At 68.1% G+C, this 13751-nt stretch carries 12 protein-coding genes; 7 read left to right on the top strand and 5 right to left on the bottom strand.

Translation table 11 applies throughout. The features are described from left to right. A partial coding sequence (locus A9X04_RS03555) for an STAS domain-containing protein (protein ID WP_156764201.1) occupies window positions 1-270 on the bottom strand: 270 nt, incomplete at its 3' end. 324 nt (window positions 271-594) lie between these two features. On the opposite strand from A9X04_RS03555, the gene A9X04_RS03550 reads away from it, so the two are divergent. Together A9X04_RS03550 and A9X04_RS03545 are read left to right on the top strand one after the other, a co-directional pair. Further along, window positions 595-1833: an acyltransferase gene (locus tag A9X04_RS03550; RefSeq protein ID WP_067917813.1), complete on the top strand. Its 1239-nt coding sequence runs from the start codon at window positions 595-597 to the stop codon at window positions 1831-1833. 91 nt (window positions 1834-1924) lie between these two features. Beyond that, entirely contained in the window at window positions 1925-2611 is a 687-nt protein-coding gene (locus A9X04_RS03545; RefSeq protein WP_197509018.1) for a GDSL lipase, read from the top strand. Window position 2612: 1 nt separating this feature from the next. Here the strand turns inward: A9X04_RS03545 and A9X04_RS03540 are convergent, their stop codons facing one another. After that, on the bottom strand, window positions 2613-5924 hold the full coding sequence (locus A9X04_RS03540; protein WP_067917793.1) for a LuxR family transcriptional regulator: 3312 nt from the start codon (window positions 5922-5924) through the stop codon (window positions 2613-2615). 373 nt (window positions 5925-6297) lie between these two features. Continuing rightward, complete coding sequence (locus tag A9X04_RS03530; RefSeq protein WP_369807530.1) at window positions 6298-7164, bottom strand: alpha/beta hydrolase; 867 nt, start codon at window positions 7162-7164, stop codon at window positions 6298-6300. Between the two features lie 417 nt (window positions 7165-7581). Here A9X04_RS03530 and A9X04_RS03525 point away from each other — a divergent pair, with 417 nt between their 5' ends. Genes A9X04_RS03525 through A9X04_RS03510 form a run of 4 tightly spaced genes read left to right on the top strand, consistent with a single transcriptional unit; the run spans window position 7582 to window position 12323 of the window. Continuing rightward, window positions 7582-8736: an LLM class flavin-dependent oxidoreductase gene (locus tag A9X04_RS03525; RefSeq protein WP_067917787.1), complete on the top strand. Its 1155-nt coding sequence runs from the start codon at window positions 7582-7584 to the stop codon at window positions 8734-8736. A 4-nt stretch (window positions 8737-8740) separates the two neighbouring features. Next, on the top strand, window positions 8741-10096 hold the full coding sequence (locus A9X04_RS03520) for an MFS transporter (RefSeq protein WP_067917786.1): 1356 nt from the start codon (window positions 8741-8743) through the stop codon (window positions 10094-10096). 56 nt (window positions 10097-10152) lie between these two features. Next, the gene (locus A9X04_RS03515; RefSeq protein WP_156764200.1) at window positions 10153-10893 is read left to right on the top strand and encodes a class I SAM-dependent methyltransferase; all 741 of its coding nucleotides are present in this window, start codon (window positions 10153-10155) and stop codon (window positions 10891-10893) included. Window positions 10894-10916: 23 nt separating this feature from the next. Beyond that, entirely contained in the window at window positions 10917-12323 is a 1407-nt protein-coding gene (locus A9X04_RS03510) for an amino acid permease (RefSeq protein ID WP_067917784.1), read from the top strand. Here the strand turns inward: A9X04_RS03510 and A9X04_RS03505 are convergent. Both A9X04_RS03505 and A9X04_RS03500 read right to left on the bottom strand, forming a co-directional pair. Continuing rightward, window positions 12271-12756: an STAS/SEC14 domain-containing protein gene (locus A9X04_RS03505; protein ID WP_067917782.1), complete on the bottom strand. Its 486-nt coding sequence runs from the start codon at window positions 12754-12756 to the stop codon at window positions 12271-12273. The two genes, A9X04_RS03510 and A9X04_RS03505, sit on opposite strands and share 53 nt — an antisense overlap. A 141-nt stretch (window positions 12757-12897) precedes the next feature. Next, window positions 12898-13290, bottom strand: coding sequence for a nitroreductase family deazaflavin-dependent oxidoreductase (locus tag A9X04_RS03500; protein WP_067917780.1), 393 nt, complete (start codon window positions 13288-13290; stop codon window positions 12898-12900). Window positions 13291-13363: 73 nt separating this feature from the next. Between A9X04_RS03500 and A9X04_RS03495 the strand changes: the two genes are divergently transcribed. Beyond that, entirely contained in the window at window positions 13364-13708 is a 345-nt protein-coding gene (locus A9X04_RS03495) for a hypothetical protein (RefSeq protein WP_067917778.1), read from the top strand. The last annotated feature ends 43 nt before the right edge of the window (window positions 13709-13751 follow it).

Raw genomic sequence — 13751 nt, 5'->3', positions numbered from 1 at the left:
TCCTGCGGCGCGGCAGTCCTCGTCGAAGGTTTCCAAGAGCGAAATGCCCGCCTCAGCAAATTGGCTCACGTCGCCCATGTCCAGCACCACACGGTCCTCGCCGAGGATGAAACGCCGAATGTGGTCGCCCACTTGGTCGGCATTGAGGGCGTCGATCTCACCTCGAATGGTCACCACCGTCGCCAGCTGACGGCGGTGGGCCCGAACCCGGGCGCCCTCGCAGCGAAAGACGCCGTTTTGCTCCTGCGTCAGCACGTCGGCGATCGTCATGGGCACCCCTCATTCTCCGTGCCGTTCGCTGTGCCTTCTGACGCTAAACCGCAAGCTTAAGGAGGCTGGAAGCCGCAACTAACGTTTTGGTAAGAAGCCATTTTCATGGCGGTTTTGGCGCCGCTCGAGCAAAGGTCGGCTCGCCTCGATTTCCGGTGAAAGACCGCATGCCACACCACAACCGTCCGCGCATCGGGGCGATTGCGCTGCTAGGCTGCCATGGCTACCGGTTGCGAGGCGGGGGCTTGCAGAAAATCGCGTGGTCGCCCGGTCAGTCGAGCTTAACGGCGAATGGAACAGCGGAGCCCAGGCGGAAAGAGCATCGTGCGCGGCGCAGAGATCAGGGGAGAGATCAAGGCCCTGACGGGACTGCGCATCGTCGCGGCGCTGTGGGTGGTGCTGTTTCACTTCCGGCCCATGCTGGGCGACGTGGGGCCCGATTTCCGCGACGCCCTCGCGCCGGTGCTCAACTGCGGAGCCCAGGGCGTCGACCTGTTCTTCATCCTCAGCGGGTTCGTCCTGACCTGGAACTACCTCGATCGGATGGGCCGGTCATGGTCCACCCGCGCGACCCTGCACTTCCTGTGGCTGCGGCTGGCCCGGGTGTGGCCGGTGTACCTGGTCACCCTGCACCTGGCCGCCCTGTGGGTGATCTTCACCCTGCACGTCGGCCACGTGCCGTCACCGGACGCCGGCCAGCTCACCGCGATCAGCTACGTCCGCCAGATCCTGCTGGTGCAGCTGTGGTTCGTGCCGTTCTTCGACGACTCGAGCTGGGACGGACCGGCCTGGTCGATCAGTGCCGAATGGCTGGCCTACCTGCTCTTCGGCCTCCTGGTGCTGGTGATCCTGCGGATGAAGCAGGCGACGCGGGCGCGGAGCCTGATGGTGCTGGCGTTCGCCGCGGCGTTGCCGCCGGTGATCATGTTGCTGGCCAGCGGCCACTTCTACACACCGTGGAGCTGGCTGCCGCGGATCGTCACCCAGTTCACCGCGGGCGCGCTGGCCTGCGCCGCGGTGCGCAGGCTGCGGCTGACCGATCGCGGCCGCCGTGTCGCCGGCTACCTGTCGCTGCTTCTGCTGGGCGCCATGGTCGGCGTCCTCTATTGGTTCGACGCGCACCCCATCTCCGGCGTCGTGGAGAACGACAGCGGCGGGGTGGTCGACATCCTGTTCATTCCCTTGGTGATCACGCTGGCGATCGGCGTCGGCAGCCTGCCCAGGGTGCTCTCAACCAGGTTGATGGTGTATGGCGGGCAGATCTCGTTCTGCCTGTACATGGTTCACGAACTGGTGCACACGGCGTGGGGCTGGTCGGTGGAGCAGTTCGAGCTGCGGCCGCAGGACAATCCGTGGAAATGGAATGTCATTGGCCTGCTTGCGATTGCCGTGGTCATCTCGATCGCGATGTATCACTTCGTCGAAGAGCCCGCCCGCCGCTGGATGCGCAGGATGGTGGACGTCAAAGCCGTCACCGCGAGAAGCGAGCCCGATGAGCCGCCGAGCGGCAAGGTTCATCCGATCGACCGCTCGCTGGAAGCGGTTTCGGCTCGCGCGGTGTGACGGTTGTCTTAGCGCCCGGCCGCGGACGGCGGGCGGATAATCGATGAAAACGCGGTGGCACATGACGATGCCGTTGACGGGGGAGGTAGTGGTGAGTCGTCTGGCCACCTTTGTCATCGGTCTGATGTTTCTGGTGGGCGTCGGCATCGCATACCCCGCTCAGGTGCGCACCTATGACACCTTGACCCTGGATTTCCGGCTGAACCACGTGGCCGTCGTCGGGGACTCGTACACCACCGGCACCGGCGAGGGTGGTCTGGGCCCCAGGTCGTGGCCCGCCCGCGCCTGGGACTTGCTGGCCGTGCGGGGCGAACGGATCTCGGCCGACGTCGCCGCCGAGGGCAGGGCCGGCTATGGCATCCCCGGCGACCACGGCAGCGTGTTCGAGGACCTGACCGCCCGGGCCGTCCAGGGCGACGACGTGCTGGTGGTGTTCTTCGGATCCCGCAACGACGAGCCCATCGACCCTAATGTGGTCGGTGAAAAGGCCCGTAGCACATTCGATTTGGCCCGCCGGCTGGCGCCGTCCGCGAGGTTCCTGGTGATCGGGCCACCGTGGCCGACGGCCGACGTCCCCCTGCCCATCCTGCAGATCCGCGACGCGCTCGGCGCGGCGGCCGGGGCCGCGGGGGCGACATGGGTTGACCCGATCGCCGAACGCTGGTTCGTCGGCAGGCCCGATCTGATCGGGGCGGACGGCGTGCACCCCAACGATGCCGGGCACCAATACATGGCGGACAAGATCGCGCCGCTGATCCGCACGCAGCTGTCGACCTGAGCTAGCCGTGCCGGGCCGCTTCCTGGGCGAGCTGCACCCGCGACGACACGGCGAGTTTGGTGTAGACGTGCGTGAGATGGGACTGGACGGTGCGCGGCGAGACGAACAGCCGGGCGGCAATGTCCTTGTTGGGCAGTCCTTCGCCGACGAGCCGGACGACGTCGAGCTCCGTCGGTGTCAGCGACTCCCAACCGTTGGCCGGCCGCCCGCGTGCACCGCGGCCCCGCTGCGCGTAGCTGATGGCCTCAGCGGTCGACAGCGCCGCGCCTTCGGCCCATGCGGTTTCAAAAGCCTTGATATCCAGTGCTTCCCGTACGGTTGCCACCGAAGCGTCGTAGTCCGCCTGAAAAGCCTTGAAGCGGACCTCGCCATGCCGCCGGCGCATGGCCTCGGCCGCCCCGAACAGCCGGGCCGCGCACTCTCCATCGGCGGCCAGTGCTGCGAGGCTCTCCAGAGTGTCGGGTAGGTGCAGGTATTCGCCGGTGCGCTCGGCAATTTCGAGGGCGGCGTGCAGGTCGCGCTCGGCCTGCTGCGGCTCACCTTGCGACTTGGCAACTCCTGCGCGCGCCCTCAGCGCCAACGCCTGATGGCCTCCCGGAACCGCCGCGACGGCGTCGTCCGCCCAGCGGCGGGCGGCGAGCAGGTCTCCACAGCCCATGGTCGCCTCGGTCATCGGCATCAGGCTTCTGACGAACATTTCTTTCAGCGGAGAGGTGTGCCGCCAGGCCGCGTCACAGGCCTCCTTGGCCGCCGCGGTGTTGCCAGTTGCCAATTCGGCGTTGGCCAGGGCCAGGTAGGCGGTGTCCTCATGGAAACCGCCCATGACGGCGCCGATCTCGAGGGCGGCCTGCGCGGCGGCGCGGCCCGCGTCACCCTCGCCGGTGAACGTCAGCGTCTGAGCCAGCGTCATCAGTCCAAACGCTTCCATGGGGAGGTCCTGCGCGGCCCGCGCTTCCTCTACGAGAGCACGGGATACGCGAAGGGCCTCGGCCAGCTTGCCCTGCATCGAGAGCGCGCCGGTGAGGAACACTCGGCTATAGCGCGACATGAAGGTGTCGCCGAGTTCATCGGCAAGGGCGCGGCTCTCCTCGCCGGCGGCCTGCGAGGCGATGGGATCGCCGCTTACGTTGCCGACGAAGCATTGGTAGGCGCGCACGTGGTAGAGCGCGGCGCGATCGCCCGTGGCACGGGCGAGCTCGCCCGCCTCGACGAAATACGGTCCCGCCACGCTGGCGTCGTTCATGGTGAGCACCGCGCAGGTCAGCAGGACGTGCACGATGAGCGCGTAATCACCAACTTCCCGCGCGGCGTCCAAAGCCTCTTTCGCACGCTCGAGGGTGGCGGGGACCGAGTACCAGACCGCGAGCAGTCCCGCGTCGGCGACCGCGCGCGCCCAGATTTCGGGCGCGACGTCAGCGTCGCGGTACCGTTCGTCGCTGAAGACGGCCTCAAACCCGGCCACGCCTTCGCGGAACCGTGCGCGCGTCACCCACAGTCGTTGCAGCGCCGAGACGAGCTGCAACGCCGGCTCGAACTCCCCGGCGTCGCAACTCCACGCGTGGGCCGCCCGTAGGTTGGCCATCTCGAGCTCGGCCCACGGAACCAAGGGTGTCCCGTCGCCGCGCATCTGCGCTGCCAGCGTCACCGCGGCGGCGGTGTAGTGATCGCGGTGCCGGATCCGGACGGCCTCGGCCTCGCCCGACTCGGCCAGCTTTTCCAGTCCGTATTGGCGAACGGTCTCCAGTAGTCGGTAGCGCATCATGCCGTCGACTTCTTCGGTGACGATCAGCGACTTGTCGACGAGCAGCCCGAGCAGGTCGATGAGCTGGAAGTGCTCCACACCGGCATCGGCACCCACGGCGTGTGCGGCATCCAGGTCGAAACCGCCCATGAACACGGCCAGGCGGCGAAACAGGATGCGTTCCGGCTCGGTGAGCATGGCGTGGGACCAGTCGATGGAAGCGCGCAGCGTCTGCTGGCGGCGAACCGCGTTGCGCGCGCCTCCGGCCAGGAGGCGGAAGTTGTGATGGAGGCTGTCGACGATCTGGGTCAGGGACAGGGTGCGCGTCCGCGCGGCCGCCAGCTCGATAGCCAGCGGCATGCCGTCCAGGCGCCGGCAGATCTCGGCGATGGTGGACGAATTGTCCTCGGTGCGTTGGAAATCCGGTCTGCTGCGGCGGGCGCGGTCGACGAACAATTCGAGGGCTTCGCCGTCGACCGACAGCGACGGCACGCGCCAGGTCAATTCTCCGGCGACGCCGACCGGCTCCCGGCTGGTCGCCAGCACGGTGACGTCCGGGCCTGCGTCGAGCAGGGCCACTACCAGGGCTGCGCTGGCGTCCAGTAGGTGCTCGCAATTGTCGAGTAACAAAAGCATTTTGCGGTCCCGGACGAACTTCGACACCGTCTCCATGGTGGAGCGGCCCGGTTGGTCGGCAAGACCCAGGGTGCGCGCCAGGGTGACCGGCACGACGAGGGGATTGGTGACGGGAGCAAGATCGACGAACCAGGCCCCGCCGGGGAACGCCTCCGCAACCCGCTCGGCGACCTGCACCGCCAACCGTGTCTTGCCGACGCCCCCCGCGCCCGTCAGGGTCACGAACCTGTAGTCCCGCAAGATGTGTCCGATGTCGCTGATCTGCGCGCCCCGGCCGACGAAGCTGGTCAACTGCGTCGGAAGATGGGAATTGGCAACGTCATTCGCCCCTCGCAACGGCGGGAAGTCGTTGGTCAGCCCCGGATGATTGAGTTGCACCACGCGTTCCGGCCGCGGCAGGTCGCGCAACGGGTGGACGCCCAGGTCGGTCAGCCAGGCATCGGGCGGTAGCCGGTCGAGCACCAGCGGTTCGGTGGCACCGGACAGCACCGTCTGGCCGCCGTGGGCAAGGTCGCGCAGCCGCGCCGTGCGATTGATGGTGGGCCCCGCGTAGTTGCCGGCGTCGCGCAGCTGGACCTCGCCGGTGTGCAGGCCGATGCGGATCCGGATCGGCGGCGGCACGGCCAGCTGGATTTGAAGTGCGCAGGCGACGGCGTCGCTGGGGCGGGCGAAGGCGACCACGAAACTGTCGCCCTCACCCTGTTCGACGGGCCGCACGCCGCCGTGGGCGGCGACGAGGTCGTTCACTGTTTGATTCAGCTGCTCGAGCGCCGCCGTCATGCTGTCGGACTGGGTCTCCCACAGCCGTGTCGAGCCCTCCACGTCGGCAAGCAGCAACGTCACGGTCCCTGTGGGCAGCTCGCTCACGCTCTGCTCGCTCCAGTCCAGCAGCGGCGTGTCCGCCGACGAACGAATGTCGATCATGTTAGCCAGCATGCGGGGACGGTGAGTGGCAAACATCAGCAAAAGCGCGTAACTCCGCCGGCCGCTACGCGGAGCTACGACCCGGGTTCAGTCCTCGGCGTGCCGCTCGTAGTCCCACCGCTCCAGACGCGCTTGCAAGTTCAGCAAGCCGAACCCGGCGATCGGAGCGGCGGCCGCTATGCAGGCCAGCAGCAGCGGAGTCATCCCCTCAACCTCCCAAAACCCTTCGCTGATATGACGTTCGTCGGCCACCGGAAGTTCATTTCCGCGCACCCACCGGCCCGGGCGCGGCCCTGCTGATCCCGGGTCGGAATCCGGTCCGCTTCACCGCCCGCTCGACTTGGCGGGTGCGGAGTTGGCTCGGCCGGATGGTCATCGGTCTGCGCTAGGTCGCCATCCAGGCGAGCTCGCCGGGCAACTGCGCCCGCCAGTAGCCGATGTCGTGGCCGCCCATCGAGAAGCTCCCCGCCGGTGGCGTTTTCAGTTGGTTCACGAATTGCCGGGTGGCGAAATAGAACCGGTCGAAGGTGCCGCAATCCACCCGCAACGGAATCTGCGACAACGCCGGCACGCCCAGCACGGTGTTCTTCGCCCAGTCGTCTTCGCTGTCGAAGGCCTTGGGGGCGGTTTCGGCGAACGAGGTGTACAGCGCCGGGCTGATGGCGCAGATCCCCGCGGTCCGCGCCGGCCCGAGCTTGGCGCCCAGGTGCAGCGCCCCGTATCCGCCCATCGACCACCCCAGGAAGCCCACCCGGGACGTGTCGAAGCCCATCGTCGAAAGCATCGGCAACAGCTCGTCGAGCACCATGGCGCCGGCGTCGGTGCCGTCGGCCCGCTTGTGCCAGTAGGAATCGCTGCCGCCGTCGACTCCCACGACAGCGAACGGCGGCTTGCCCTCCTTGACCAGTTGGGCCAGGCCCCTCTCGACACCGCAGTCGAGCATCATGGTGGCGTCGCCGTCCTTGCCGTGCAGGGCTATCACGGGGCGCAGCGTCCCGGTTTGGCCCGGCGGCAACGCGATCACGTAATTCGTCTTCACGCCCCCGCGGGCGGCGGAGACGAACGAGCCGGTCAGCTTCGTGGGTAGGTTGCTGCTCGCCGCCGACGGCTCGAACGGGGCCGGCGCTTGCGGCAACGTCGCGGCGAGCGGCCGGACCGGATCGAGCAGGGCACTTAGGGCGAACACGCCAGCAGCTCCCAGGCCGGTGCCGACTCCCATCCGCAGCACCGCCCGGCGTGTCAGGTCAGGCATGATCGCAATGATGCCGCGCTGACCGGGCATTCTCGCCCGAGCCACGCCGAATTGGAAGCATTGTGTGATCTCGCGTGACCTGTCGGTCTCCAACCGGTTACCTGCGGTGCACCGGGCACCTGCTCGAGGGCGGGTCTGGTGGCCGAGTTGCGGCATCGTGATACGACCGCCGTGGGGCGGCGGTCGTGTGGTGGGGCCGTCTGGAAAGCTTCTATCCCCTTGTGCGGCAATGGAAGTCGGTGCGAACGCGACGTCGCGGCGCGGACACCGATTCGGGCCGGCCGACCGCCTTCCGCCGTGGCGACCCGCCGCCGGGTGGGGATGCAATCTCGACGGTTTCAACCCTCGCGCACCCGGCGGGACTTTCGCAGTATGGAGCTTTCGTGCTTGGCGTCGTAGACCGAAAGAGGATTGAGGATGACTCTGGCGTTCCATTGGTTCCTGCCGACCTACGGCGATTCGCGGAACCTGGTGGCGGGTGGGCATGGCACGCCGATGTCCGGCGACCGGCCGGCCACGCTGAAGTACCTGCGCCAGATCTGCGCGGCCGCCGAAGACAACGGCTTCGAGGCTGTGCTCACGCCCACCGGATTGTGGTGTGAGGACGCCTGGTTGACGACGGCGATGCTGGTCGAGGCCACCGAGACGCTGAAGTTTCTCGTCGCCTTCCGGCCGGGGCTGCTGAGCCCCACCCTGGCCGCCCAGATGGCCGGGACTTTCCAGCGGCACTCGAACGGGCGACTGCTGCTCAACGTCGTCACCGGCGGCGAACCGCACGAGCAGCGGGCCTACGGCGATTTCCTGGACAAGGAGGCGCGGTACGCGCGCACCGCCGAGTTCCTGCAGGTGGTGCGCCGGCTCTGGACGTCGTCGGAGCCGGTCACCTTCGCCGGCGAGCACATTCACGTCGAGGGCGCGCAGCTGAACAACCCACCCGATCCGGTACCGGCGGTGTTCTTCGGCGGATCGTCGGCGTCGGCCGGCCCCGTCGCGGCCGAGCATTCCGACGTGTATCTCACCTGGGGGGAGCCGGTCAAAGCGGTGGCGCAGAAGCTGGACTGGATCCGCGGGCTGGCCGTGGACGCCGGCCGGATCCTGCAGTACGGCCTGCGGATTCATGTGATCAGCCGCGACACCTCCGAGCAGGCGTGGGCCGAGGCCGACCGGTTGCTGGCCGCCGTCGACCCGGCCGACGTCGAGCGGGTGCAGGCCAGCCTGGCCCGCAGCGAATCGGAGGGGCAGCGCCGCATGCTGGACTTGCACGGCGGCAGCAGCGGCCGGCTGCTGGTCGGGCCCAACCTGTGGGCCGGCGTGGGCCTGGTGCGCGGGGGAGCGGGCACCGCGTTGGTCGGGTCGCACGCCGAGGTCGCCGAGCGGTTGGCCGAGTACGCCAACCTCGGCATCACCCACTTCATCCTGTCGGGATATCCGCACCTGGAAGAGGCCTATTGGTTCGGCGAGGGCGTCCTGCCGTTGCTGGAGCGAAAGGGCCTGTGGCGCCACCCCAATCGGACCAACCGTCAGTCGCGCCCGGTGACGGCGACGCCGTTCGCGGTCGCCTCGGCCCACTAAGGCCATGGCCGCCACCTTGCCCGCGCCGCCGATCGGCGCGGGCCCCAACCTCACGGTCCCCGAGCCCGTCGCGCAGCAACGGCGGCGCCTGCGCACGGTCGTCGCGGCAAGCCTGCTGGGCACCACCGTGGAGTGGTACGACTTCTTCCTCTACGCCACCGCCGCGGGCCTGGTGTTCAACAAGGTCTTCTTTCCCGGCCAGAGTTCTCTGGTCGGGACCCTGCTGGCGTTCGCGACGTTCGCCGTCGGGTTCGTCATGCGCCCGGTGGGCGGCCTGGTGTTCGGGCACATCGGGGACCGGATCGGGCGCAAGCGCAGCCTGGCGCTGACCATGCTCATCATGGGCGTCGCCACGGCGCTGATCGGGGTGTTGCCCACCGCCGCCCAGATCGGGGTGTGGGCGCCGCTGCTGCTGTTGGGGCTGCGGATCCTGCAGGGTTTCGCCCTCGGCGGCGAGTGGGCCGGCGCCGTGCTGCTCGCGGTCGAGCACAGTCCCGAAGGCCGGCGGGGCCGCTTCGGGGCCATCCCGCAGATCGGTCTGGCGCTCGGATTGGCCTTGGGCACAGGCATATTCGCGCTCCTGCAAATCGCCCTGGGTCCGGCCCGCTTCCTGGCCTTAGGTTGGCGGATCGGATTCCTGCTGAGTCTGGTGCTCGTGGTGATCGGCATCGTGGTCCGGTTGCGGGTGGAGGAGACCCCGGCTTTCCGGGCTTTTCAGGAGCTGCGGCCCCTCGATGCCACGGCCAGCGTGCCCATCCGCGAGATCGTCCGCGAACCCCGAGCTCGCCGAAACACCCTGTTGGGCTTGCTGTCTCGCTGGGCCGAGGGATCGGCCTTCAACACCTGGGGCGTTTTCGCCATTAGCTACGCCACCGGGGCGCTGGGCTTCGACCGGGTGTCGGTGCTGGTGGTGGTGACCATCGCGGCCCTGTTGATGGCGGTGCTGATACCCGTCTCCGGGTTGCTGGCCGACCGGTTCGGCGCCCGCCGGGTCTATCTGGCCGGTGTCGCCTGCTACGGCATTGCGGCTTTTCCCGCGTTCGCGTTGTTCGGCACCAGGAACCTGGTCTGGTTCGGCGTGGCGCTGATCGTGGTGTTCGGTGTGGTGCACGCGCTGTTCTACGGGGCGCAGGGGACGCTGTACTCGTCGCTGTATCCCACCGGCTCCCGCTATACCGGTCTGTCGTTCGTCTACCAGTTCTCAGGCATCTACGCCTCCGGCGTGACCCCGATGATCATGACCGCGCTCATCGCCGCCCTCGGCGGCGCGCCGTGGCTGGCGTGTGGGTACCTGGTGGCGACGGCCGTCATCAGCGTGCTTGCCACCGCGCTGATCCGTGAGCAAGACCTCCACCTTTGAGCTGACTTCGCACTATTGTCGTTCCCGTCGGGGAGCCGCGAGGAAGCGAGAAGGCAATGACTGACGCGAACGTCGCCGGTTTCGAGCCGCTGTACGACGAGGCGGCACCTATCGACGGGCGGATCCCCTGGGACATCGGTGGCCCGCAGCCGGCGGTGCAGCAGCTGGTGGCCTACGGCGGCGTCCGCGGCGAGGTGCTCGATCCGGGAACTGGTCCGGGCTATCACGCCATTCACTTTGCCGCGCAAGGGTATTCGGCAACCGGAATCGACGACTCGCCCTCGGCCATCGAGCTCGCGAAGCGCAACGCCGAACGGGCCGGCGTTCAGGTCGACTTCCAGGTGGCCGACGCCACCAAGCTCGAGGGCTTCGAGGGCCGGTTCGACACCGTGGTGGACAGCGCCTTCTATCACATCTTCCTGAACGACGAGGCCGTCCAGACGCGCTACGCGCAGGCGCTGCACCGGGCCACCAAGCCGGGGGCGCGCCTGTACATGTTCGAGTTCAGCCCCCACAACGTCAACGGCCTGCAGTGGACCGCCATACCCGCCGACAACTTCGAGCGGGTCTTCGGCACCAACGGCTGGCGCATCGACTACCTGGGCGGCACCACCTACCAGGCCCGCTTCCTCAAGGAGACGTTCGACGCCATGAAGACGTTCGCCTCCGAGCAGCAGGGCGAGGTTCTGCAGCGGATGCGGCCGCTGGTGCACCGGTTGGGTGTGATCGACCCGCTGCTGGAAGACCACCGGGTGCACCTGCCGGTGTGGTCCGTGGTGGCCACCCGCCTGGACTGATCGCGCGACGGCACCGTCGGAGCATGGCCGGTACTGGACAACTGCGCCAAGGGCTGTCGCAGCGCCAACTCAGCATGATCGCGCTTGGCGGCGTCATCGGCGCCGGCCTGTTCGTGGGCTCCGGGGTGGTGATCAAGGACACCGGGCCCGCGGCGTTCCTGACGTACGCGCTGTGCGGACTGCTGATCGTGCTCGTGATGCGCATGCTGGGCGAGATGGCGGCCGCGGACCCGTCGACCGGATCGTTCGCGGATTACGCCGCCAAGGCTCTGGGCGGCTGGGCGGGGTTTTCGGTCGCCTGGCTGTACTGGTACTTCTGGGTGATCGTGGTCGGCTTCGAGGCGGTCGCGGGCGCGAAGGTCCTCAACTACTGGTTCCACGCGCCGCTGTGGCTGCTGTCGTTGTGCCTGATGGTGTTGATGACGCTGACCAACCTGTTCTCGGTGTCGTCGTTCGGCGAATTCGAATTCTGGTTCGCCGGAATCAAAGTCGCGACGATCGTGCTCTTTCTCGCCGTCGGGACGGCGTTCGTCCTGGGTCTGGTGCCGGGCCATGCCGGCGGACTGGCCAACCTGACCTCGCACGGCGGGTTCTTCCCCAAGGGTGTCGGGGCGGTGTTCGCCGCCATCGTGGTGGTGATCTTCTCGATGGTCGGCGCCGAGATCGTCACCGTGGCCGCCGCCGAAAGCCGGGATCCGGCGCTGGCGGTGCAGAAGGCGACGAGATCGGTGGTGACACGGATCGGTGTCTTCTTCGTCGGTTCGGTCTTCCTGCTGGTGGTGATATTGCCCTGGGACTCAGTGGAAGTCGGCGCCTCGCCGTACGTGGCCGCGCTCAAACACCTCGGACTGCGCGGCGCCGATCAGGTGATGAACGCCGTGGTGCTCACCGCGGTGTTGTCCTGCCTGAACTCCGGGCTCTATACGGCCTCGCGCATGCTGTTCGTGCTCGCCGACCGGGGAGAGGCCCCGGCGCGGTTGGTCACGTTGAGCGGGCGGGGCGTTCCGCACGTCGCCATCCTGTGCTCCTCGGCGGTGGGGTTCGGTTGCGTCGTCATGGCGCGTGTCGCGCCCAACACCGTGTTCCTCTTCCTGCTCAACTCGTCCGGCGCCGTCATCTTGTTCGTCTACTGGCTCATCGCGCTGTCGCAGATCGTCCTGCGCCGCCGCACCCCGGCCGAAAAGCTGCGGGTGAAGATGTGGTTCTTTCCCGTGTTGTCGATCCTCACCCTCGTGGGGATCACCGCCGTGCTGGTGCAGATGGCGTTCGACCGCTCGGCGCGCAGCCAGCTGTGGCTGAGCCTGCTGTCGTGGGCCGTGGTGGTCGCGCTGTACTTCGCCGCCCGGGCCCGCGGGCGAATGCCACCGGGGTCAACAGCTAGCCGCCGCGGCGATTCCGGACGTTGGAAATGGCGAGCTCGCCAAGGCTGAGCAGGGCAGCGCCCGTTCCGCCGAAGAAGGCCTTGGCCATATCGACGGCTGACAACTCGTCGGCTTGCGGAAGCAGGGCCAACCAGGCGACGGCGTCACCGATTTCGTCGTTGTCGTACACCCGCACCGGCACCGGCATCCAGTCGCCGATGGCGCGGCTGGTCGCCCGAATCCAGCCGATATCGCTCACCACAGCGCAGCCGTCGAGCAATCGCAAGTAGCTCAACCCAAGTCGCGCGTCGGCCCATAACGCTCCCGTTGTGATGCGCCCGAACCCCGGGCCCAACTGGTAGAGCAGCCGCATCCGAGTTCCGGCTCGTCGCGCCCGTTCGACCAACGGCGCGAAGACCCGCTCGTAGTCTGTTGCCGTGACGGTCCCGCGAGCCTGTAACGCCTGAACACCGGGCGGCGTGCCGGTGAGTTCCTTCAGCACGACGACCCCCTCTCAGGCCATCAGCGATGCATGTTTGCCTAGTGCAACTATTGCATAGGGATATCGTTATGGCAACCGCGTAGAAGGCCCGTCAGCTGGGGCGTCCGGGTGGATGCCTAGGTGACGTCGCGATGCCCGACCTCAGTCGGTGATCGTCAACAGCACCGCGTCCTCGAACGGCAGCCCGGCGAATACCGCCCGGCCCCGCGTCACGTGCTCCGCCGCTTCGGCCTTGCTGACCACCTGCGGGTCGGCGATGCCGAAGTCCTTGCCGTTGCGGCGCATCCGCCCGCCTCCTGCGGCGGTCAGGTTCTTCAGCCAGTCCCGGTCGGGCCCGTAAGTCAGCATGATCGCCACCCCGGGCTTGCCGTCGACGTCGGCGCTGAACACCGTCACCGGTGTGCGGTAATGCGTGCCCGAGCGGCGGCCGGCGTGCTCCACGATCCCGTACGGTGGCAGCCAGCCGGCCCACAGCCGCTGAACCGGGTTGGTGACGTGACGGTTGAACCGGGCGAGGGACTGCGGCATCTGCATACCGCCATCCAACTCGCCCGCACCGCCCGGCATCAACCGAACTTTTCGAGACGTTCGGGTCTAGTGTCTTAACATGAGCGACTCGCCGGGTAACGAAGCGGGCCAGCGCGCCGACGAGCTGCTGCGCCGGGGCCGAGACCTCGCCGCCCGCAAGCCCATCACCCCCCAAGACGTCGAGCGCGCCACCGACCGCGCCGAGCACGCCCACGAGCGCGACCAGGAGGCTCACCGCCGCGAGCTGCGCCGCCACTACGAGGCCGCCGCCGCGCACGAGCGGGCCGCCGAAATCCACGAGCTCGCGGTCGTCGAGGGCCTCGGCAACGTCGACGAGCACCGCCGCGCGGCGGAACGAGAACGCGAGGCCGCGCGCCGCAACTTTCAGGCCGCGCAAGAAGCCGACCGGCAAGGCGAAGGCTGACTGCTACACCCTGTAGTTGAACCGGCCGCGGAGGCTGGGACAC

It is taken from the genome of Mycobacterium sp. E3247 (assembly GCF_001667785.1).
In the GTDB taxonomy this organism is placed as follows: domain Bacteria; phylum Actinomycetota; class Actinomycetes; order Mycobacteriales; family Mycobacteriaceae; genus Mycobacterium.
Note: the sequence above shows the minus strand (reverse complement) of the source record. Positions and strands in the feature narration are given on the sequence as shown.

Bases quoted from the DNA above. Each gene is read 5' to 3' on its own strand.
- A9X04_RS03540 (WP_067917793.1), bottom strand. From the start codon at position 5,924: ATGCTGGCTAACATGATCGACATTCGTTCGTCGGCGGACACGCCGCTG.
- A9X04_RS03530 (WP_369807530.1), bottom strand. From the start codon at position 7,164: ATGCCTGACCTGACACGCCGGGCGGTGCTGCGGATGGGAGTCGGCACC.
- A9X04_RS03525 (WP_067917787.1), top strand. From the start codon at position 7,582: ATGACTCTGGCGTTCCATTGGTTCCTGCCGACCTACGGCGATTCGCGG.
- A9X04_RS03520 (WP_067917786.1), top strand. From the start codon at position 8,741: ATGGCCGCCACCTTGCCCGCGCCGCCGATCGGCGCGGGCCCCAACCTC.
- A9X04_RS03515 (WP_156764200.1), top strand. From the start codon at position 10,153: ATGACTGACGCGAACGTCGCCGGTTTCGAGCCGCTGTACGACGAGGCG.
- A9X04_RS03510 (WP_067917784.1), top strand. From the start codon at position 10,917: ATGGCCGGTACTGGACAACTGCGCCAAGGGCTGTCGCAGCGCCAACTC.
- A9X04_RS03500 (WP_067917780.1), bottom strand. From the start codon at position 13,290: ATGCAGATGCCGCAGTCCCTCGCCCGGTTCAACCGTCACGTCACCAAC.
- A9X04_RS03495 (WP_067917778.1), top strand. From the start codon at position 13,364: ATGAGCGACTCGCCGGGTAACGAAGCGGGCCAGCGCGCCGACGAGCTG.